This is a genomic window from Streptomyces mauvecolor, assembly GCF_039532965.1.
GTDB lineage: Bacteria > Actinomycetota > Actinomycetes > Streptomycetales > Streptomycetaceae > Streptomyces > Streptomyces violascens.
The window spans coordinates 534414-554666 of sequence record NZ_BAAASQ010000008.1 but is presented as its reverse complement, the minus strand read 5'-3'; the positions used below and the strand labels follow the sequence as shown (position 1 = coordinate 554666).

The 20253-nt window shown below is 71.2% G+C and carries 21 protein-coding genes; 11 read left to right on the top strand and 10 right to left on the bottom strand.

From position 1 onward, the window contains the following. Positions 1 to 51 precede the first annotated feature (51 nt). Entirely contained in the window at positions 52 to 645 is a 594-nt protein-coding gene (locus tag ABD346_RS10430; RefSeq protein ID WP_344373972.1) for a hypothetical protein, read from the bottom strand. Beyond that, positions 642 to 1277, bottom strand: a complete 636-nt coding sequence (locus ABD346_RS10425; RefSeq protein WP_344373971.1) for a hypothetical protein — start codon at positions 1275 to 1277, stop codon at positions 642 to 644. The genes ABD346_RS10430 and ABD346_RS10425 overlap by 4 nt, the downstream gene beginning before the upstream one ends. A gap of 280 nt (positions 1278 to 1557) precedes the next feature. On the opposite strand from ABD346_RS10425, the gene ABD346_RS10420 reads away from it, so the two are divergent. Together ABD346_RS10420 and ABD346_RS10415 are read left to right on the top strand one after the other, a co-directional pair. Continuing rightward, positions 1558 to 1800, top strand: coding sequence for a chaplin (locus ABD346_RS10420; protein WP_344373970.1), 243 nt, complete (start codon positions 1558 to 1560; stop codon positions 1798 to 1800). 163 nt (positions 1801 to 1963) lie between these two features. After that, complete coding sequence (locus ABD346_RS10415) at positions 1964 to 2263, top strand: hypothetical protein (protein WP_344373968.1); 300 nt, start codon at positions 1964 to 1966, stop codon at positions 2261 to 2263. A gap of 191 nt (positions 2264 to 2454) precedes the next feature. On the opposite strand, the gene ABD346_RS10410 is transcribed toward ABD346_RS10415, so the two are convergent. Then, complete coding sequence (locus ABD346_RS10410) at positions 2455 to 3726, bottom strand: lanthionine synthetase C family protein (protein WP_344373967.1); 1272 nt, start codon at positions 3724 to 3726, stop codon at positions 2455 to 2457. Next, positions 3723 to 6878, bottom strand: coding sequence for a lantibiotic dehydratase (locus ABD346_RS10405; protein ID WP_344373966.1), 3156 nt, complete (start codon positions 6876 to 6878; stop codon positions 3723 to 3725). Before ABD346_RS10405 ends, ABD346_RS10410 begins: the two co-directional genes overlap by 4 nt. Positions 6879 to 7082: 204 nt before the next feature. Here ABD346_RS10405 and ABD346_RS10400 point away from each other — a divergent pair, with 204 nt between their 5' ends. After that, positions 7083 to 7214, top strand: a complete 132-nt coding sequence (locus ABD346_RS10400) for a hypothetical protein (protein WP_264197750.1) — start codon at positions 7083 to 7085, stop codon at positions 7212 to 7214. A 108-nt stretch (positions 7215 to 7322) separates the two neighbouring features. Here the strand turns inward: ABD346_RS10400 and ABD346_RS10395 are convergent, their stop codons facing one another. Continuing rightward, complete coding sequence (locus ABD346_RS10395; RefSeq protein WP_344373965.1) at positions 7323 to 8222, bottom strand: JmjC domain-containing protein; 900 nt, start codon at positions 8220 to 8222, stop codon at positions 7323 to 7325. Positions 8223 to 8449: 227 nt separating this feature from the next. Here ABD346_RS10395 and ABD346_RS10390 point away from each other — a divergent pair, with 227 nt between their 5' ends. Next, positions 8450 to 10333, top strand: a complete 1884-nt coding sequence (locus ABD346_RS10390; RefSeq protein ID WP_344373964.1) for an ABC transporter ATP-binding protein — start codon at positions 8450 to 8452, stop codon at positions 10331 to 10333. A 26-nt stretch (positions 10334 to 10359) separates the two neighbouring features. Here ABD346_RS10390 and ABD346_RS10385 read toward each other — a convergent pair whose 3' ends face one another. Beyond that, on the bottom strand, positions 10360 to 10965 hold the full coding sequence (locus ABD346_RS10385) for a TetR/AcrR family transcriptional regulator (RefSeq protein ID WP_344373962.1): 606 nt from the start codon (positions 10963 to 10965) through the stop codon (positions 10360 to 10362). Between the two features lie 90 nt (positions 10966 to 11055). On the opposite strand from ABD346_RS10385, the gene ABD346_RS10380 reads away from it, so the two are divergent. Both ABD346_RS10380 and ABD346_RS10375 read left to right on the top strand, forming a co-directional pair. Further along, entirely contained in the window at positions 11056 to 11496 is a 441-nt protein-coding gene (locus ABD346_RS10380; RefSeq protein WP_344373961.1) for a DUF4345 domain-containing protein, read from the top strand. Between the two features lie 202 nt (positions 11497 to 11698). Beyond that, positions 11699 to 12811: an alpha/beta hydrolase gene (locus ABD346_RS10375; RefSeq protein ID WP_344373960.1), complete on the top strand. Its 1113-nt coding sequence runs from the start codon at positions 11699 to 11701 to the stop codon at positions 12809 to 12811. Positions 12812 to 12909: 98 nt separating this feature from the next. On the opposite strand, the gene ABD346_RS10370 is transcribed toward ABD346_RS10375, so the two are convergent. Next, positions 12910 to 13173 carry a DUF6225 family protein gene (locus ABD346_RS10370; RefSeq protein WP_344373959.1) on the bottom strand — a complete coding sequence of 88 codons (264 nt, stop codon included), beginning with the start codon at positions 13171 to 13173 and terminating at the stop codon, positions 12910 to 12912. Positions 13174 to 13267: 94 nt separating this feature from the next. Continuing rightward, the gene (locus tag ABD346_RS10365; protein WP_344373958.1) at positions 13268 to 13954 is read right to left on the bottom strand and encodes a peptidylprolyl isomerase; all 687 of its coding nucleotides are present in this window, start codon (positions 13952 to 13954) and stop codon (positions 13268 to 13270) included. Positions 13955 to 14151: 197 nt separating this feature from the next. On the opposite strand from ABD346_RS10365, the gene ABD346_RS10360 reads away from it, so the two are divergent. Then, on the top strand, positions 14152 to 14547 hold the full coding sequence (locus ABD346_RS10360; RefSeq protein WP_344373957.1) for an SH3 domain-containing protein: 396 nt from the start codon (positions 14152 to 14154) through the stop codon (positions 14545 to 14547). A gap of 77 nt (positions 14548 to 14624) precedes the next feature. On the opposite strand, the gene ABD346_RS10355 is transcribed toward ABD346_RS10360, so the two are convergent. Then, positions 14625 to 15182 (bottom strand): TetR/AcrR family transcriptional regulator, encoded by a 558-nt coding sequence (locus ABD346_RS10355; RefSeq protein WP_344373956.1) that lies wholly within the window; start codon positions 15180 to 15182, stop codon positions 14625 to 14627. 96 nt (positions 15183 to 15278) lie between these two features. Here ABD346_RS10355 and ABD346_RS10350 point away from each other — a divergent pair, with 96 nt between their 5' ends. Continuing rightward, positions 15279 to 15875 carry a DUF2867 domain-containing protein gene (locus ABD346_RS10350; protein ID WP_344373955.1) on the top strand — a complete coding sequence of 199 codons (597 nt, stop codon included), beginning with the start codon at positions 15279 to 15281 and terminating at the stop codon, positions 15873 to 15875. Between the two features lie 290 nt (positions 15876 to 16165). Here ABD346_RS10350 and ABD346_RS10345 read toward each other — a convergent pair whose 3' ends face one another. Then, positions 16166 to 16954: an amidohydrolase family protein gene (locus ABD346_RS10345; protein WP_344373954.1), complete on the bottom strand. Its 789-nt coding sequence runs from the start codon at positions 16952 to 16954 to the stop codon at positions 16166 to 16168. A gap of 117 nt (positions 16955 to 17071) precedes the next feature. On the opposite strand from ABD346_RS10345, the gene ABD346_RS10340 reads away from it, so the two are divergent. The 3 genes from ABD346_RS10340 to ABD346_RS10330 all read left to right on the top strand — a co-directional run bounded on the left by ABD346_RS10340 (position 17072) and on the right by ABD346_RS10330 (position 20196). Continuing rightward, complete coding sequence (locus ABD346_RS10340; protein WP_344373952.1) at positions 17072 to 17518, top strand: MerR family transcriptional regulator; 447 nt, start codon at positions 17072 to 17074, stop codon at positions 17516 to 17518. Then, the gene (locus tag ABD346_RS10335) at positions 17515 to 18213 is read left to right on the top strand and encodes an alpha/beta fold hydrolase (RefSeq protein WP_344373951.1); all 699 of its coding nucleotides are present in this window, start codon (positions 17515 to 17517) and stop codon (positions 18211 to 18213) included. The genes ABD346_RS10340 and ABD346_RS10335 overlap by 4 nt, the downstream gene beginning before the upstream one ends. Before the next feature lie 255 nt (positions 18214 to 18468). After that, a complete protein-coding gene (locus tag ABD346_RS10330) occupies positions 18469 to 20196 on the top strand; it encodes a TIGR03767 family metallophosphoesterase (protein WP_381228623.1) in 1728 nt (575 codons plus the stop codon). Positions 20197 to 20253 lie beyond the last annotated feature (57 nt).

The following is a 20253-nucleotide window of genomic DNA, read 5'->3' as shown; positions in this document are numbered from 1 at the left end:
CCGCGTGCCGCCGTTTCGGTGGGCCGGCGGAGACCGGGACTGCGTCGGGATTCATAGGCTCAGCAGGCGCTCCGCGAGCCGGCGGTACGCACGCAGGGCCAGGCGCAGGTCCTCCGTGGCCGCTCCGCCGGACGCGTCCTGCCAGGAAGCGCGCAGGGTGCCGCGCCGCTGCGCGAGGGTCTCGACGACCCGCTCGGTGAGCGCATCGACCGCCGCGGCAGCCTCCTCGACCGCCGCACGAGGCTCGTCGACAAAACCGCCGACCGCGTGCTGAACCCTGAGCTGGAGCTTGTCCCGCTCCTCCGACGGCAACACGGCGTCGGCCTCCGCGGAAACATTGGGCGCGGCCTCCCGTACGGGACGATCAGCACCGCGCCGGCCTGGAACCGCCTGACCGGGCGCCGGGCGCGCGGCCATGGACTGCCCGGCCTCGGCCTGACCAGGGACGGCGCCCCCGGTGGTCACGGACCGGCTCGGCTCTGCTCCGGCCTGCCGGTCCGGCACGGACGGGTCGGCTACGGACCGATCGGGCACAGCCGGGTCAGACACCGACTGGCCGCGACCGGACTGGTCGCGTACCGACTGATCGGGGATGGACTGGTCCGGCACGGACTGGTCCGGCACAGGGCCTTCGGCCTTGGTCATGACTGGCTCCCCCGGGCGATGTCGTGGTGCCGCATGCCGCCTTGGGACGCATGCCGGCCGCTCCGGGCCGCCGGGCGCCCGGGCTTCTGCCCGCGCCGCTCCCCCGCCAGAACCACGAAGAACTCATGGGCCTGTACGAGGGTCTCGCGCAGCTCCTCCGTACTGGCACGCCGCCCGTCGACTCCCTCGGCCACGCACCGGATCCGGCGGTAGCTGTCGAGGTGCCGGGGGTGGTGCACGGAGAGAGCGGCCAACTGCTCCTCGGACGAGCCGTCCGGGAAGCCGCGCTCCTGCGCGAGGCGGCCGAGCAGCGCCTCGGCGTCGGCGACCGCGCGCGTCGGCGAGTCGACGAACTCCTCCTGGATTCGGGCCCATTCGGCGGAGTAACGGCCTCGCGCCTCGGCCGTCGGAGGCACAACCTTCAGGTTGCCGTACCGGCGGACCCGCTCGTCGAGGTCCTTCTCGGCGGCCTTCACATCGCCGTTGTGCTCGGCCACGGTCCGCTCGTACTCGGGCCCGAAGCGACGGCGCAGGCCGTGGCCGCCCCGGCGTACGACGAACATGCCGAGAACCACCGCCACGACAACGATCACCGCGACCGCTGTCAGGATGATGACGACACCACTGGACATGGATTGCTGCCTTCCCGTCGGTGAACGGCCCCGCACTCCGGGCTGTCCCCGTGCGAGTAGGCGCGAGGCGGCCGAATAAACGCGGCCTGCGGTGTGCGTCCCGCAGTACGGGCAGGCGCCGTGGCACAGATGGGTCGAGCCGCCACACGCTCGGAGCCGAGCACTCACGGGTCCATGCCCTGGGATCCCAGCATTCACCCGATCGGACCACGCGGCTTTCCCGCGAGCCCAAGCGCGGAGAGGCTGGCGGGAGAGTACTCCCTCACCTGTAGGAGGAAACGTGCGCATCCGTATCGCACTCACAGCAACCGCCCTGGCCGCCACCGCCGTGATGGGCACGGCGGGCGCCGCTGCCGCCAACGACCCGCCGCCGGTCTCGCAAACTACTAACGACTCCCCCGGCATCCTGTCCGGCGACAACATCCTGATCCCCATCCACATCCCGATCAACGTGTGTGGCGACAGCATCAACGTCATCGGGCTGCTCAACCCGGCTTCCGACAACACCTGCACGAACCACTGATCTGCCGGACCCTCCAGACGACTTCGCCCCGGAACCGCACTGCGCGGCTTCCGGGGCGAATCGTTCGCCCGACCCGCGTCAGACGTGCATCCGTGCCCCGTCCGGAGCAGACTCGCCCTCGCGGGGGGACAGCGAAGATCAGAGCGAAAAGGATTGCCACGTCATGTCGACTGCCACCCACACCGAGCACGCCGAGCACACCCATGAACACGGCACCGGCTGCGGCCATGTGTCCGTGCCCCATGCCGACCATGTCGACTATGTGCACGACGGACATCTCCATCGGGACCACGACGGCCACACCGACGAGTGCGAGCCGGCCGTGCACACCGTGCACGAGAACCACAGCCACCACCACGATGTGGGCTGCGGACACGTAGCCGTGCCGCACGGCGACCATGTCGACTACATCCACGACGGCCACCGCCATGCCGACCACGACGGCCACTGGGACGACCACTGAGCACCCTCGACGTCTCTGTGACGCCTGCCAGAGCGGGCCTGCGGCCGGACGACGCCCACGAAGCTCGCGCGACCCCGTACGACTAGCGCCCTTCCCGCAGGTCACAACCGGTTGCCCTGGCAGCACCCCACTGCCAGGGTCTGGGGCCCCTCCCGCAGACCCCACACCAGCGGTCCGCTACCCGCTACCCGCTACCCGAGGAGCAACGCCGCGTCCCAGGGGAGGAGTCGGGGATCCGAAGAGCCGCCACCCTCCGCCGGCATCCCGCCCTCCACATACGTATGGAGCGCCAGCGCCGCTCCCGCCTCCCCTTCCAGGAAGCCGAAGCCGCCCGCCGCCTCCATCCCGTGCATCCCTTCCCTCTCCTCCACCAACTGCCCGGCCAGAACCGGAAGTTGAGAAGCCAGCTCCGCGTCATCCATCTCGTACGCCATCCGCGCAGCGATCTGCAGCAGCCCGCCGGTGCCGTGGCACAGGCCCGGCCCCTCCAGGGCCCGCGAGCCGACCGGCCGCGCCAGCACGGCGCGCATCGAGCGGGCCGCCTGCTCACACCACTCCTTCTCGGCCAGCGCGCGTCCCGCCAGGAACAGGGCGCGGGCGACGCCCGGGGTTCCGTAGCACCAGGCGGCCCGGGTCGGCGGGTTCGGGGGCCTCTCCCCGCTGAGCTCGTCCTCGGCGCGTACGGTCAGCGGCCAGTACGGTCCGCACCCGTCCTCGTCCCCTCGCCCGGCCAGCCACCTGGCGAACCGGCCGATCGCCTCCGCGTGGCCCCGCACGCGCACGCCCTGCTCATGCGCGAGGGCAAGGACCGCGAGCGGGCCCGGGATCCCGTGCGCCAGGCCCAGGTTGAGGTGGCCGCGGGGGAAGTCCGGGTTGGGCCCCTGGGCCCCGGGGCCGTCCGCCGTCCACCAGCCGGGCAGGGTTCCGTGCGGGGTGACGGCGGGTTCGGCGAGATCGGCCAGGGCCTCCAGGCACTCCCGCAGTGCCGGACCGTGCGGGTCCAGAGCCAGGAGCAGCCGCGCCAGGCCCGATGCGCCGGAAACAGCGTCATACAGGTGTGACGGCGTGCCGGTGCCCGCGGCCCGTGCCGCGCGCAGGGCGCGCGCCCGCTCGACCGCCGCTCGGGCCACGCGCGGGGTGACGGTGTCGAGGAGCGAGCGGTACGTGTCGGGGCCGGTCGCGGCGGCGCGGGCGGCGAAGGCGACGGCCGCCGTCCCGCCGAACAGCCCGGAGGCGCGCAGCCCGCCCGCCGGCCGGATCGCGGCGGCGAGGTGGGCGTGAGCGACCGACCGGGCCTCGGCGTCGCCGTCCGCCGCCAGCGTGGTGAAGAGCAGGGCGATGCCCGGGTGCCCGACGGCGAGTGAGTCGACCCGGGCCGCCTTGAGCGCCTCCGGTGTACGGAGCCGGGCGGCCACGGAGTCGAGGACCTCGCGGGCACGCTCCTTGGAGAGACCTTCTCTCACCTGGACTCCTGTGCTCGGGCGCGGGCGCCGTGCGCTTCGAAGGCGCCCCTGGCCAGGGCGTGGGCGCGACGTTCCGCGTCGGGGTCGATGCCCATGAGCCGGTTGTGGCTCATGTGGATCAGGCTGGCGGCGACGGAGGCGGGCGGGCGCCGGTCCGGGTCACGCGCGTACAGGTCGGCGAGGAGCTGCCCGTACTCGGCGAGGCGCGCGGCCCGCTCCTTCCACGCCTGCCGCAGGGCGGGGTCGACAGCGTCCTGCGCGGGGCCGTCCGGGCCGATCGCGCGCAGGACGGCGGCGCGGTGGTCGCGGAAGGCGCGGTGGTCGCGTTCGGACTTGGCGAAGGCGGCCGGGAACCAGACGCCGGGCGGAGGTCCGCCGACGCCGTCGAGGAAGTGCCGTGCCAGGTCGGCCGAGTTGACGGCGGCGAGCAGGTCGCGTCCGGGGCCGGTGAGCCCGCGCAGTGCCCCGATACCGGCGAGCGCGGCGAGGCTGTCCGCCTCGAAGACGCGCTCGGCGGCGGCCATCGCCTCGGGGCCGCCGTACCGCTCCAGTTCCGGGTCGTACGTCTCCAGGCTCAGCCCGGCCGCGAGGTTCGCCCGGCACAGGTCGGCGGCCCAGTCGCGGACGAGCGGCAGCAGCGCCGCGACCGGCCCGGGTTCGTGGCCGTGGAAGCGGATCCTGACGTGGGGCGCGGGGTCGCGGTAGCGGATGAAGAACCAGCGGTCCACATAGCCGGGGAGTACGGCGAGCAGTTGGGGCAGATGCTCTTCGAGGAGGGTGTCGTGGCGGATCTCGGCCGCCTCCAGGCGGGCGTACAGCCAGTTGCCGCCGGGCAGGACGGCTCGCCCCTGCGGCCGGTGGACCGGCCTCGGCAGCGGAGCCGGGCGTCGGCTGTCCGGCTGTGGGGCGGCGTGCAGGGCGACGACGAGTTCGGCGGTGCGGGACCCGTCGGGCCCGCGCAGCCGGCCGTCCGCTCCGGCGGCCGGCTCCTCCTGGAGGATCGCGTGCTCGGCGCTGCGCGCATGCGCGTACAACAGCCGTTGATGCCAGGGGAGTTCGAGGTCGAGGCTGATGCGCTGGTCTCCGGTGACGAGCCGGACCAGGCCCGGGACGCTCCAGCGCCGCCGCCAGCTCGCCAGCCCGGCGCACCACTGGTCGAAGTCGTCCGCCGGTACGGCCAGCCGCCATGTCGCGGGCGCCAGGACCGTGCGCCCGCACCGCACTCGGGGCAGCGCGGGCAGCGCGTTGGCCGTGCCCCAGTCCCAGGGCTGCCAGGGCCGGTGCCCGGTCAGCGACACCTCGTGGAGGAAGCGGGCGGCGTTCGGTGCGCCGGTGCGCTGGTTGAGTACGTGATGGGCCCTGACCTCGACCGGCCGGCCGAGACTGCGGGAGTGCACCGTCAGCCGCTCCAGGTCGGCGGTGACCAGCAGGTCGTCCAGCGACAGGACTTGAGGGCCGTCCGCGTCCGGGAACGCGCTGACGACGACGCGGTGGTCGAGCCAGCGCGGGGTGCGCGTGATATTGGCGTACCGGGGCCGCGCCGGGCCGAACTCCAGATGCACCGGCACGGGCCCACCGCCCTCTGCCCCGGACACTTCCGGCACCGGGCCGCCGCCCCCGGTCCCGGCCACCTCCGACATGAGCCCGGCCCCGCCGAGCAGCCCGGCGAACCGGCCGAACGTCGCCCCGGCCACATCGCTGCCCACGACGGGGGACAGAACCACCCTCAACTCATCGCCCTGGCCCACGAGTTCGCCGTACAGCTCGAAGGAGGCGGGAACGCGGTGGGCTGCACCTTCACCGTCCGCGTCCGCTGACGGATCCGGTCCGGCCAGCCGGTCGAGCAGCGCGTCGTCGAGCACCACTTCGGGCATCGGCTGCCCGGGCTCGCGGTCGGCGAGAGCCCCGGCCGCCAGCTCGGCGAGCAGCCTGCCGCGCCCCGCGTCGTCGCCCGCGGACCCGGCCGAGGGTGACAGGGCCGCGCCGCCCCTCGGGTACTCGTACCCCTCCGGCGGCCCCAACCCCGTTTCCACGTCGAGCAGTTCGGCGACGGGCACGGCGCGCTCGGTGCCGTAGCGCTCCACGAACGCCTGGTGGTAGGCGCGCAGATGCGCGGGCGCGGTACGGGGCGGCGAGAGGCGCCACAGCACGGTGGCCGCCCGCTCGAACTCCTCGCGCACCTCCGGCGGCAGCACCACGTCCGCATCCAGCGCGAGATCGACCTGGAGGACGTGGTCGGCGGGGCACACGCCGGTCATGCGCTCCCGCACCGAGCGCAGGGCCTTCAGCCTCTCTCCGCCCGCATCCAGTTCCTGGCACTCCAGCAAGTCACCGCGTACGGAGTCGAGTTCGGCCCGCAGCGGCAAGTCACCGGGCAGGCGTGCGGTGACGTGACCGAGCGGATCACCGGCGTCCGGGGGCGGCATCAGGTCGGTGTGCAGGAAGCCCCGCAGCACGAGGGTGTGGACGAGCTGGGTCACGGCCTCGGCGGGTGCGGCCGGGAAGGCGGCACGCACCCGACGGATCAGCTCGGGGAAGGAGACGGGATCCGACGACTGCTTCAACGCCTCTGCCACCGCCGGTGTATGACGGAGGCTCACCTCGCGTCTGACGTCGCCCGAGTTCGTGGGAACGTACGGCAGTGTCACGCGCGAGCCGCGGACGACGTGCTGCTGGTCGGCGACGAGGTGCAGGCCGGTCAGGACCGCGGAATCCTGGTGCAGACGGTCCACGACCGAGGCGAGCCAGCCGAGGTCGGGGCGTACGGCGGTGCGGTGCCGTTCGCCCCAGCGGACCGAGGCGCTGTCGCCGAACCGGGCGAGCGCGACCCCGGCGAGCAGTCCGAAGGGGGTCGGCCGGGTCGTCATGCGCAGCCGGTAGCGGCCGACGGCGGTGGCTGCGCGGCGCAGCGCGTCTCCGGTCGGCGGCGCGTCCCGGGCGAGGACCTGGGCCAGCGAGGGGCTGGACACCTCGATCGCCTCCCGGAACAGCGGGTCGGCCGCGGCCTCGGCGACATAGGCCGCGAGATCGGCCTCCGCCGGGCCGGCCGGGGTGTCGGGGCGCTCGGGTACGGGCCGGGCGGGGGCCCGCAGAAGTACCGGTTCAGCGGCCGTGAACAGCCTTTCCTGTCGTGCCGCACGCTGTCCGCCCACAGTTCCCCTTCGCCGTACGAATGCCGTAATCCGCCCCTGTCTAGCGGAGGTTCGGGGAATTGTGACCAGGTCGCGCAGGCAATGTGCCCGATGATGCAGAACCCCTTTCCCTTTTGTTCACAGTCGTTGACGCGGCCAGTCGACCCCGGCCTACCGTCCATTCGTTCGCTGCGAGATCCGCAGCCGAAACGAGAGGAGTTCCTCATGACCAACGAGACGACCCAGGACCTGTTCGACCTCGACGTCCGCGAGGTACTGGCCGAGGGTGAGGCCCAGAACAGCGCGGGCATCAGCATCTCCTGCGAGGGGTCCTGCCACCGCCCTTACTGCATCTGATTTCTGACACTGCATCTATTTCTGACACTGCGCCTCTTCCTGATGGTGTGTCAGTGGCGGCTGCGGGGAACTGTGGTTCTCCGCAGCCGCGGTGTTCCCGGACTCCGGTCAATCGGCCGTCGGCCAGTCGACCGGCGCGGCGCGCGGCGCCGAGGGCAGCGGTCCCCGCGCCCGCGCGAGCAGTTCCTCGGGGGTGACCGCTTCCAGTCTCTTTCGCGCCGCGTCGATCAACTCGCTTATGGAATCCATGAGTTGAAGCTGCGTCAGAGGCCGGGGCGCGAGGCCGTCACCCGGCTCGGTCAAGAGGTCGGCGAGTGTCTGGCGCAGGCGGTTCGTGGTCGCTTCGCGGATGGTGAGGGCGAGGTGGACGGAGAGGCCTTCGTTGCCGGTCGCGGTGTGCGGGGCACCGCGCGGCACGTACAGGACGTCGCCCGCGCCGATGACGGTACGCAGGGCGGGTTCGCCCGGCTGCGGCACCGGGCCCGGGTGCCAGTGGCCGTCGGCCGGGGCCTCGTACACCGTCCACTCCTTGCGGCCCGCGAGCTGGACGACGAGCACGTCGGCGTCGTCCCGGTGCACGTCGAGGCCGCGCCGCCCCGCCATGGTGGCGAAGCAGAACGCCTCCGTCGTGCGGCCCAGGTCCTGGGAGAGCAGGGCGGTCAGGGCGCCCACCGAGGCGTTCCACTGGTCGAGTTGGGGCAGCAGCAGGGTCGCCCCCTCGGCGAGCAGGCGCATGATCCGTTCCGGGTCGGCGAAGCCCTCCTCGGCCCGGCCGGCGACGACCCTGGGGATGCTGAACTCCGAGGCCGGTACGACCTCGCCCTCCCGCACCATCTCGACGTACGGCGTGCGCATCAGGCCGCCGCTCAGCGCCTGAGTCAACTCCCGGATCCGGGGGGCCTCTTGGGGCAGGCTCGGCGGCGTGAACACATGCGGGCGGCCGCGGCGGCACCGGTCGAAGAACAGCTCGGGCTCCCCCACCAACCGGTCAAGCACTCCCCAGCTCATCGTCTCTCCCCAGGTACGCGGGCGGTCCGGCGCGCCGCCCGAAGCCGAACCTACGGGACGCCCCCGGGAGTGCGTCCCCGGACGGCCGGGCACCGCGGGTGCCGACGAAGCTGCCCGGGAGACCATTGACCCGCCGGCGGCCCCGGTCGGACCCGGACCGTCCACCTGTTGATCTCCGGCTCGCGAATCATTGACCTCAAGTTCGGTAGAGGTCGTACGTTCCTCGCATGAGTATGGAAGCCACCGCGTGGACGCAGCTCCACAACGTCATGAACGCCCAGCAGGACAAGCGGCCCTTCAACCGGGCCACGCTGCGCCGCATCGGCGCCTTCGCCCGCCCGCACCGGCGGCGGATCGCCCTCTTTCTGGTCCTGAGCGTCGCCACGGCGCTGCTCGCGGTGGCCACGCCCCTGCTCGCCGGGCGGGTCGTGGACGCGATCGTCGGCGGCAAGGAGAGCGGCGCCGTCACCCGGCTCGCGCTGCTCATCGCCGCGATCGCCGTCGCCGAGGCGGCGCTCGGCATCGTGAGCCGGTGGCTGTCGTCGACGCTGGGCGAGGGGCTGATCCTCGATCTGCGCACGGCCGTCTTCGACCATGTGCAGCGGATGCCGGTCGCGTTCTTCACGCGGACCCGCACCGGCGCGCTGGTCAGCCGCCTCAACAACGACGTCATCGGCGCGCAGCGGGCCTTCAGCAACACGCTGTCCGGCGTGGTCAGCAACCTGGTCACACTGCTGCTCACGCTCGCCGTGATGCTCAGCATCTCCTGGCAGATCACCCTGCTCGCCCTGGTCCTGCTGCCCGTGTTCGTGCTGCCCGCGCGCCGCATGGGCACCCGGATGGCGCGGCTCCAGCGGGAGGCCGCCGAGCACAACGCGGCGATGGGCACCCGGATGACCGAGCGGTTCTCGGCCCCCGGCGCGACCTTGATCAAGCTGTTCGGGCGGCCCGCCGACGAGTCCGCCGAGTTCGCCGCGCGGGCCGGCCGGGTGCGTGACATCGGGGTGCGTACGGCGATGGCGCAGTCCGCGTTCATCACCGCCCTCACCCTCGTGTCGGCCCTCGCGCTCGCCCTCGTCTACGGGCTCGGCGGCTACTACGCGCTGCGCGGCACCCTCGAAGCGGGCTCGGTCGTCTCCCTCGCCCTGCTCCTGACCAGGCTGTACGCGCCACTCACCTCGCTGGCCGGGGCACGCGTGGAGGTGATGAGCGCGCTGGTCAGCTTCGAGCGGGTCTTCGAGGTGCTCGACCTGAAGCCGCTCATCGCGGAGAAGCCCGGAGCCCGGGAGGTCCCGCCGGGCCCGGTGTCGGTCGAGTTCCACGACGTGCGGTTCGGCTACCCGTCCGCCGACAAGGTCTCCCTCGCCTCGCTCGAAGAGGTCTCCAGCCTGGACACCCGGGGCGGCACCGAGGTGCTGCACAGCGTCTCCTTCCGCGCCGAGCCGGGGCAGATGGTGGCCCTGGTCGGGTCGTCCGGCGCCGGCAAGTCGACGGTCGCCCAGCTGCTCCCCCGGCTGTACGACGCGGACGAGGGCACGGTGCGGCTGGGCGGCATCGACGTACGGGATCTGACCGCCGACTCGATCCGGGACACCATCGGCATGGTCACCCAGGACGGCCATCTCTTCCACGAGTCGGTCCGCGCCAATCTGCTGCTCGCCCGGCCGGACGCCGACGAGGAGCACCTGTGGGACGCGCTGCGCCGGGCCCGCCTGGACGGCCTGGTCGCCTCGCTGCCCGACGGGCTCGACACGGTGGTCGGCGAGCGCGGCTACCGGCTCTCCGGCGGCGAGCGCCAGCGTCTGACGATCGCCCGGCTGCTGCTCGCCCGTCAGCGTGTGGTCATTCTCGACGAGGCCACCGCCCACCTCGACAACACGTCCGAAGCCGCGGTGCAGGAGGCGCTCGCCGAGGCACTGGAGGGCCGCACCGCGGTGGTGATCGCGCACCGGCTCTCCACGGTGCGCTCCGCCGATCTGATCCTGGTCGTCGAGGACGGCCGGATCGTGGAGCGCGGCACGCACGACGAACTCCTCGAACTCGGCGGCCGCTACGAGGAGTTGTACCGCACGCAGTTCGAGCGCCCGGGCGGCGCGCCCGCGCTCGGCTGACCGCCGGTACGGGTTGGTCGGCGCCGTCAGCCCTCGGCGCCGAGGAACCGGTCGACATCGGTGACGGCGCCCAGGGCTCCGAGCAGGGCGCCCACCGACATGTCGTGCAGCTCGGTCCGCGAGAACGCCTCGTTGGTCAGCCAGTCCACGCACAGCGCGCGGACGAACACCAGCCAGCTCATGAGGACGGCGGAGACCGTGTCCCTGGCGGGGCCTTCGAGTCCGGTCGCGTCGAGGACGCGCCGGCTCAGTTCGGCCAGCTCGTCGTTGATGATCGCCTGGATCACCGGGTCGCCCGCGAGCACCCTGTTCGCCGCGAGCACCGTGTGCCTGTTGGCCGCGAAGTAGTCGAAGTGGACGTCGAGCCCGGCGGAGAGCTGTTCGAGCAGCGACTCCGCGGGGTCGATCGGTGTGCCGTCGAGCAGCCGGTCGGCCGCCTGGCGGTAGATGGCGGCGAACAGGGCGCTCTTGTTGGGGAAGTAGCGGTAGAGCAGGGCCCGGGAGACTCCGGCCTGGTCGGCCACGTCCTCCATCAGCACGTCGTCGTAGGGCTTCGCCGCGAACAGGTGGGCTCCGACGTCGAGCAACTCCTTGCGGCGGTCGTCGGGGCTCAGCCTGCGGCGCGCGGTCATGACGCCCAGGTTACTTGACGCGTGTCTACTAGTGAACCTATCCTCGCCTTAGTAGACATGTGCCTACTAAGGCGAAGGGGGGACCACACCATGGCCAGGCTCCTCAAGTGGCTTGCGTGGGCGATGGGCATCGCCGATGTGCTGATCGGCGCCGTACACCTCGCCACCGGGATGGACTCGGTGCCCGGCGCGGGCTCACCGGGGCCGACCGTCGACAGCCTCATGCGGTTCTTCGGCGCGATCTTCCTCGGATACGGGCTCGCCTGGATCTGGGTGGCGCGGCAGTCGCCGATCCCGTCGAGAGCCGTGCGCCTGCTCGCCGGGATCTTCTTCCTGGGCGGCGCCGGCCGGCTCCTGTCGTGGGCCGCGCTCGGCCGCCCCAACTGGTTCCAGCTGGTCCTGATGGGAATCGAACTCGCCCTGCCCCCGCTCTACTTCTGGCTGTCGGCCGCCGACGAACGAGAGGTGTCGGCCCGCCGCTGGAAGGCCGAGGAGTCGTCCCGCGCGGAGGCCCGCTCCACGTCCCAGTGAACTGCACGGGGAGGACCAGATGGCTGAATGGCGGACCAATTTCGCCACATACCGTACGCGTCCGAAAGGTTGGTGATCACGAGGCAACGGATCACGCCGGATACCGGTCTAGTTCCGTGCGCACCCCCGAGTCGGTGCGGCTGGACGGTGGCCGCCGGGCGCCGCGTCCAGGACGATCTCGTGCAGAGAGTGTTCTTGATCCATGGGCCTGACAAGTACCACCGTTCTGGCATTGGCCGTGCTCTGCACGGTTCTCCTGTCCCTCGTCGTCGTGTGGCTGTGGCCCCGGCTGGCGCGGCAGGGGTGGCGGCCGGTCGTGGCACGGGTGGGCCTGATGTGCGCGGTCCAGCTGCTGCTCTTCTCCTCCGTGGGGCTCGCGGCCAACAAGTCGTTCCTGTTCTACGGCTCGTGGGCCGACCTGTTCGGCCGGCAGGACGGCGTGGGGGTCATGGACGCGAAGGCGGCCGCAAGTCCCGGTGTGAAGGTCGACGGGAAGCAGAAGGTCGACGTTCCGGGCGCCGGAAAGCCGAGCATCGGCGGCGAGGTGCAGCGGGTCACGGTGCAGGGGGCGAAGTCCCGGATAGTCACCCCGGCCTATGTGTATCTGCCGCCGGAGTACTTCCAGAAGGGGTACGAGAAGAAGTCCTTCCCCGTCACGGTGGTGCTGACCGGCTTCCCGGGGACCGCCGAGAACCTCATCAAGGGGCTGCACTACCCGAAGACGGCGTGGACGCTGTCCAAGGAGAAGAAGACGCAGCCGATGATCCTGGTGATGATGCGGCCCACCGTCGCCCCGCCGCGCAACACCCAGTGCATCGACATCCCGGGCGGCCCGCAGACGGAAACGTTTTTCGCCGACGACGTGCGCAAGGCGATCTCCGGTACGTATCGCGTCGGTACGAAGCCGAAGAACTGGGGGTTCATCGGCGACTCGACGGGCGGCTACTGCGCGCTGAAGATCGCCCTGCACCACCCGGAGGCGTACGCCGCCGGGGCCGGCCTGTCCGCGGACTACCAGCCGGAGGTGGACTCGGACTCGGGTGACCTCTTCCACGGGAACAAGCACGAGGAGAAGCGGTCCGATCTCCTGTGGAGCCTCGACCATCTGCCCCAGGGCAACTCCTCGTTCCTGGTCACCACGTCCAAGCAGGGCGAGAGCAACCTCAAGGAGACCCAGAAGTTCATCGCGAAGGTCAAGCGGCCCGCGCACGTCTCCTCGATCACACTCGATTCCGGCGGCCACAACTTCAACACCTGGCTCCGGGAGATCCCGCCCTCCCTGGAATGGCTGAGCGCCCGACTCGCCGCCGACTGAGCCGCCTGAGGAACAACCACCTCGTCAGCGGTACGGGTGAACCGGGTGGCAGACGGCAAGGAACCGCCTGCCGCCCGGCCCGTACGCGATGGGGCGGGTCAGACCAGGTCGACGTGGTACTGACCGGCCTTGTAGTCGGCGAACAAGGTGTACTCGACTTCGGTCCCGGCCTCCGCGTCCTCGCCGAAGTCCTTCTCGACGGGCTCGAGGTCGACGAGGGCGTACTCGCTGTAGCCCTCGAAGTCTCCGGGGCCGTCGGCGACGGCGATGTGGATGGGAGTGTCGTCGGACAGGCCGGCGAGAGCTTCTCGCAAGCGGCCTGCGGTCCATACCTGCGGGGTGTGGTCATAGGTGTCCGTCATGGGCGGAGAGTAGCCGCGCCCCCGCCTCGCCCCGCGCTCCCTCGCCAGCGAAAACGCAACGGCAATCGCTTGGCCTACTGGGCGGGGGTCCCGGTCAGTGGCCGCCCCGCTTGATGTCGACGCGTTTGATGTTCACCGGCAGCGTGGGGTACCCGTCGCCCGGTCCGTTCTGGTCGTCCTCGCCGCCCGCCGCGATCTTCTCCAGGACGTCGAGCCCGGAGGTGACCTGGCCGAACGGTGTGTAGGCGGGCGAGAGCTTGGTGTCCTTCCAGACGAAGAAGAACTGGCTGCCGTTGGTGTTGGGCCCGGCATTCGCCATCGCCACCGTGCCCGCCGGATAGGTGGCGCCCGTGAGGTTCTCGTCCGGGAAGGAGTATCCGGGGCCGCCGCTTCCCGTGCCGGTCGGGTCGCCGCACTGCAGCACGTACAGCCGCGCGGTGGTGAGCCGGTGGCAGTGGGAGCCGTTGAAGTACCGCTTCTCGGCGAGGAACCGGAAGGAGTTGGTGGTGCACGGGGCCTTGTCGGTCAGCGCCTTGAAGGTGATGGCGCCCTGGCTGGTGCGCAGGGTGGCGTTGAAGGGCCGGGCGGCCTTGACCGGGTCGAAGTCCGGAATTCCCTTGTAGTTGTCGGCGGGGACGGCCGGGGTGTAAGTGCACGCGGCAGCCCGCTGCGCCGGGGCGGCCGGGCCGGCCTGCGTTCCCGTGGCGGCACCGGCCTGCGTTGCCGTGGCGAGCGGAATCAGTACGACTGCGGCGAGCAACGCGCCTTGTCTGCGGAGCACTGGAGGGCTTCCTTCCGGAGGGATGAGCGTGACATGGCCGCATCATCCCTTCCACCCCAGGAGACCACGGGAAACTCCGATTGGCACATCAACTGACTTACACATTAGGGAAGTTCTTCGGTCCCAGTGGAACGGGTCGCCACCATTGACCGCCTGATGAGGAGTAACATCCACAAAAGGAAAGAAAGGGGCAAAGCGTGTACGTATCTGGAATGCGCAGGATCGTCACCGCAAGCGCGGTGGCGGCACTCGCCGGATCGGGAATCCTGCTCGGCGCAGGCGGAGCTTCGGCGGCGAATCCGACGCCGCAGCCCGTCAGCGGTTCGGCCCAGCAGGGGCCCGCCGCCGCTCCGGCGGCCCAGCCCATGAGTAAGGTCGTCGCCAACGGCGGGGTATGGATCCGCCAGGAAGCGAGCACCAACTCCAAGCGGATCGGCCTGCTGCCCAAGGGCATGGCCGCCGCGCCGGAGTGCAAGAAGATCGGCCAGAGCGTGGACGGCAACAGGTTCTGGTACAAGCTCGGAGCAGGAAAGCAGGGCTGGGTCTCGGCACGCTATGTGCAGAACCTCGGCCGCGTGCCGTACTGCAAGTGAGCTGAGACGGGGCGTCAACAGCCGTATGTCCAGCGGCTGTTGGCGCTCCCGCCTTTCAGGGCCCGGGCAGGAGGCGGCTACCTCAGGAGCCATTCCCGGGTCAGCTCCATGACCTCTGCGCGACTGCGCCCCGCATGATCGGCAGCGATGAAGTGTTCGCCGATGCGGAGCGAGAAGGCGAGCATCGAGCGGGCCTCGACCTCGCCCTCGTCGGAACAGATGCCACCGAACAGCGCGCGCAGGTACTCCATCCGGCGGTTGTCGACCCGCCGGAGCCGCCGGGCGACGTCGTCGTCGCGCCGGGCCCAGTCCCGGATCGCGAGTTCGGCCACGACCCCCGTCGTCGGACCTTGACCCGCCGTGGCAATGACGAACAGCCGCTCCAGTCTGGCCCTGGCGTCTCCCCCGCCGCTCTCGACCCGCTCGATCACCGCTTCGGCCACCTCGCGCTCCCAGGTGTCGAGCATCTCGGCGAGCAGCGCGTCCCGGTTCTTGAAGTAGCCGTAGAAGCCGCCCTTGCTGACGCCGAGGGCCTGCGCGAGCAACTCGATCCTGACCGCCTCCGGGCCGCCGGCGGACAGCGCCCGCAGCCCTTCTTCGATCCACTTCCCACGCGGCGTGCGAGTCGCCCCCATACTGTGTCTCCTCTCACGCCGGCCGCCATCTATACGGTGCCGTATAACCAGTGCTAACATTTATCTATACGGCATCGTATAGATAGGGGCCCGTTCATGAAACTCCCCGCAACCGCGCACACGTCCCGCCCCTGGCGGATCCATGAGATCGCGGCCGACTTCACACTTGAGGACGTGTGGGCGCTGCCGACACCGGGCGGCCCGGACGAACTCGACCGCCTGGTACGCCAGTTCACGAGCGGCAATGACGCACGCGCCGCCTCCCCCATGGAGCGCTTCCTCTTCGCGGCCCGCTGGAAGCTGGGCAAGCTGTTCGGCTGGGACAAGCCCGGCGAAGGCGTGGGCACGCGGGTACGCACGCTGCGCGACCGGCTTCCGGCCGACCTCCGGGAGGGGCCGCGGGGACCCGCGTTCCGGTCGCATCCGTTCACTTCCGTCTACCAGACGCACGACGAGTGGGCGGCCGAGATCGCCAACAAGACGGTGCACGCGGTGCTGCACATCGGCTGGGTCCCGGACGGATCCGGCGGCTACCACGGCCAGATGGCCGTCCTGGTGAAGCCGAACGGACTCTTCGGCACCCTGTACATGGCAGCCATCAAGCCCTTCCGGTACGTGTGGGTGTACCCGGCGCTGATCCGGTCGATCGGAGCCGACTGGGAGGTCAACTCACGTAAAGACAGGTCTAGTTGACGGCCAAGCGGCCGCCGCCCCGGCGGCGCCTCGTCGCCGGCCTGGCCGAGCAGGCGGCACGCCGGGCCCGATCCGAGCAGGAACTCGGTCGCGTCCTCGGCATCGCGGCCCCACATCCCGTACGACTCCGAGGGTGCCACCTCGACGTTTCGCATCCGGCGGCCGAGAGCAGCGCGGCACGCTCCACCACCTGGTGATGACCGGCCGGACCGGCGCACCGGACCCCCCGCGACCAGGCGTTGCGACTGATCGGCCTGCTCGTCGGGGAGCGCCCTGGTGACGGAGCCGGATCAGAGGATTCCGAGCAGCTGGCCCAGGGTGCCGCCGAGGACGAGGTCGCGTAGCTCCCCGGGCGGGGTCACGCGCTCGACGGTGGTACGGGCGAGCAGGGGGTCACCGTAGGGCGCGTCCGAGCCGAAGAGGGTGCGCTCGGGGAGTTCCCGGATGGCCAGCTTCACCGCGAGGACGATGTTGGCGGTGGAGAGTTCCAGGTACATGTTCGGCGTGTCCCGGGCCAGTTCGATGGCGGACATCCAGTTGAGCCCGCCCAGCTGGCTCACGATCAGCGGCACCTTCGGGCAGCGCGCGGCGAGTTCGGCCAGGGTGTGGAGGTCCCCGGCCGTGGTCGGCGCGAAGCCGTGCACCACGACGGGCAGCCCTCCGTGGTCGTGCGCGGCCTCCAGCACCGGGGCGAGCCGGCCGGCCTGTCCGGGCGGCGGGGTGAGTTCCCCGATGCCGTGCAGCCCTCGTCCGACGACGTCACGCTCGACCGCCGCCGCGATCTCCTCCGCGGGCAGGTCCAGGCGCACGGAACCGAACCCGATGAAGCGTTCCGGGTGGGCGGCGAGCGCCTCGTCCAGCTCCCGCCGCGCGGTGCGGTATCCGTCGTCGAGGTCGCCCTTCCCGCTCAGGGCCCGGTCCAGCGCGCTCATCTCGTGGCGCAGGGAAGGCAGGTCGGTGGCCCGCTCGGGGTGGGGCCGGGTGCCGAAGAGCACCGTGCGGTCCACGCCTGCCTCGTCCAGGAGCCTCAGATGGGTCTCCACCGGGTCGTGGACATGGCCATGGGCATCGATGATCACTGTTCGTCCTCTCGGTGACGCGGTGCAGCGGTGGTGCGGGCCGTGGGAATGCGGCCGGCCGGCCCACTGTTGCTCCTTGACACTGTGGGAAGGTCAAACGCGGAAGGACGAGCGGGCGTGCTCATCGGTGAGTTGGCCGAACGGACCGGGACCAGCGAGCGCCTGCTGCGCTACTACGAGCGAGTAGGTCTGCTCAGGCCGCAGCGCCGGCCCAACGGCTACCGGTTCTACGACGGCGCCGCCGAGGAATCCGTGCTGCGGATCCGGGCCCTCCTCGCCGCGGGACTGCCGACCCGCGTCATTCGCCAGGTCCTTCCCTGTACGGCCGCGGACGCCGCGGTGCTGCCGTGTCCCGGCGTACTGGACGCCCTGCGCGGGCAGTTGAGCGCGCTGGAGGAGCGGTCGGCCCGGATCGCATCGGCGCGAGAGACCCTGGTGCGGACCATCGCCGCCACGGAGGGGGCCCTGGCCCCGGTGGATCCCGAGCCGGCCCCCGCGCGGGAGCGGGCTCAGAAGTCGGCGCAGGGCTCGCTGTCAGACCCCGCCTCTACGGTGGAGCCATGACGAATTTCGTGTTGGTCGCCGGAGCGTGGCTCGGGTCGTGGGCGTGGGACGACGTGGTGCCGCCGCTGCGTGCGGGCGGCCATGGCGTCCACCCGCTGACGCTGTCGGGCCTCGCCGAGAAGCAGGGTGTGCCGGCTGGGCAGCAGACCCACGTCCAGGACATCGTCGGCGAGGTCGAGCGTCTTTCTCTGCGCGATGTCGTGCTGGTCGGGCACAGCTATTCGGGCATCCCGGTCGGTCAGGCCGCCGAGCGCATGGGCGACCGCTTGGCGCGGGTCGTCTTCGTCGACTCCAATGTCCCGGCCGACGGCCGCTCGTTCGTGTCCGGCGGTCTGGACTGGCAGGCCGCGGTGGAGGCATCCATAGCCGAGAACGGCGGCTTCTGGGCGCCGCCCACCGCTCCGGACTTCGAGGGCCAGGGGCTGAGCGCGGAGCAGATCGCCCGGATCGTCGACGGCTCGACGCCGCACCCGGGGGCCACGCTGACCGAACCCGCCGTGCTGGCCCGCCCCCTCGGCGAACTCCCGGCGACGTACATCAAGTGCCTGCTCGACGGAGCGAAGCCCAGCGACGACGTGGCCGCGCTGCTCACCGGCGGGCATTGGCGGTTGGCCGAAATGGACACCGGCCACTGGCCCATGTTCTCCCGGCCGGCCGAGCTGGCACGCATACTCCTCGACGAAGCAGGGAGGTGACCGCGGCGGGCGGCACCCCTGGTCGGCGCTGGTCTACGCCCGTAGCCGGCACGGGCTGCGCGGCGTAGCGCGGGCCACGTGGTGAGCTCCGGGATGCGGCCCGTGCGCCTCGCCAGACGCACGCTCCCCGATTTGTTTCCCTCAAGTTTCCTCCCAGCACCTGTACATACAGCTACCCGCCAGTAGTGTGTGGCCGCACGGTCGTGGCCGAAAGCTGCCGTGCCCTCAACTGTCAGTGCCATCAGGGGGATACCCATGCGCGGGATGAACCGCCGTCAGTTCGTTTCCAGGATGTCCGCCGTTGCCGCAGGGGCCGCTCTGTGGTCGGCGACGGCGCAGGACCGGGCGCTGGCAGCCACGGCCGCGCGGGCGGTACGCGTCGGCGGAACCACGCTGGAACAGGCCGCGATGCCGGTGGGCAGCGGCTCGTACAAGCGCCTCGTGGCCGGCCCGGGCTGGCCGCTGGTGGTCCGTGGTGAGCTGGCCGCGGCAGGTTCGGGCCGGGACGACCGGCGGACCGGGCTCGCCTCCTTCGTCCAGTTCACCGACCTGCACCTGGCGGACACCGAGTCGCCGGTGCGGTTCGAGTACCTGGCCCAGTACAACGACAGCGCGCACCGCCCGCAGGAAGCCCTGACGGTGCGGGGTGCCTCGTCGCTGGTCGAGCGGGTCAACTCGGTGCGCCAAGGTCCGTACACGGGGATGCCGTTCGGGATGGTGATGGCCACCGGCGACAACACCGACAACCACGAACTCGTCGAGCTCGACTGGTACTTGTCCGTGATGAGCGGCGGCCGGATCACCCCGAGCAGCGGCGACCCCTCGCGCTACGAGGGCGTGCAGAACTCGGGCAGCGCGGCCTACTGGAACCCGGAGTCGTCCTTCCAGGACACCTACAAGGCCAAGGGGCTCCCGCAGATCCCCGGCTTCCTGTCGGGCGCGGGCCGCCCCTTCGACGCGCCGGGCCTGAGCGTGCCCTGGTACACGACCGTCGGCAACCACGACGACAGCATCGAGGGCAGCCTGCCCGATCTCGGCCTGCTCAACGACCTGTACACCGGGGACCGGAAGATCGAGGGTATCGACGACGCCACCGCGGCCAAGCTCGCCTACGCCCTGCAGCACGACCCGGCCCAGGCCGTGATCCTGCTGGGGAAGCTGCTGGGCAACGGCGGTGCGATACGCAAGGTCACCCCCGACGAGCGCCGTCGCCCCTTCACCCCGGCCGAGTTCGCCAAGGCGCACCTGAACCCGGCGTACACCGGTGCCGGGCCGGTCGGCCACGGCTTCACCTCGGACGCGGCGAGCAGCGGGCACCTGTACTACACGTTCCCGCTCGCGAGCGGCGTGCTCGGCATCAGCCTGGACACCACCAACAGGGCCGGTTTCGCGGACGGTTCGCTCGGCACGGCGCAGCTCAACTGGCTGGAGTCGGTGCTGAAGTCGCACAGCAGCCGCTGGTACGACAGCGACGGGCACGTGGTGCGCGGCGGATCGAACGACTCGCTCGTCGTCCTGTTCAGCCACCACACCAGCACCACGATGGGCAACCTGCTGCCCGACCCGTACCACCCCTTCGAGGGGCGCCACGACGGCAATGCCCTGGTCTCGCTGCTCCAGCGCTATCCGAACGTGGTGGCCTGGGTCAACGGCCACACCCACGAGAACCGCATCACCCCGCACGGCCACGCGGTCCCCGAGCGCGCCTTCTGGGAGATCAACACCGCGTCCCACGTCGACTACCCGCAGCACGCCCGGATCATCGAGATAGCCGACAACGGCGACGGCACCCTGTCGCTGTTCACCACCCTCATCGAGTCCGCCGCGCCCTATACGACGGACTTCGCGGACACCTCCGACCGGGGTCTGGCGGCCCTGTACCGCGAGCTGTCGTACAACGACCCGTACGCCACCCCGGCCGCCAGGCTCGGTTCCTCCGCCGATCACAACACCGAGCTGATCCTGGCCCACCCGGGCAAGTAGCGGCACGGCGAGACTGCTCGACGGCCCCGCGGTGGGCGGCCCGGTACTCCGACGGCC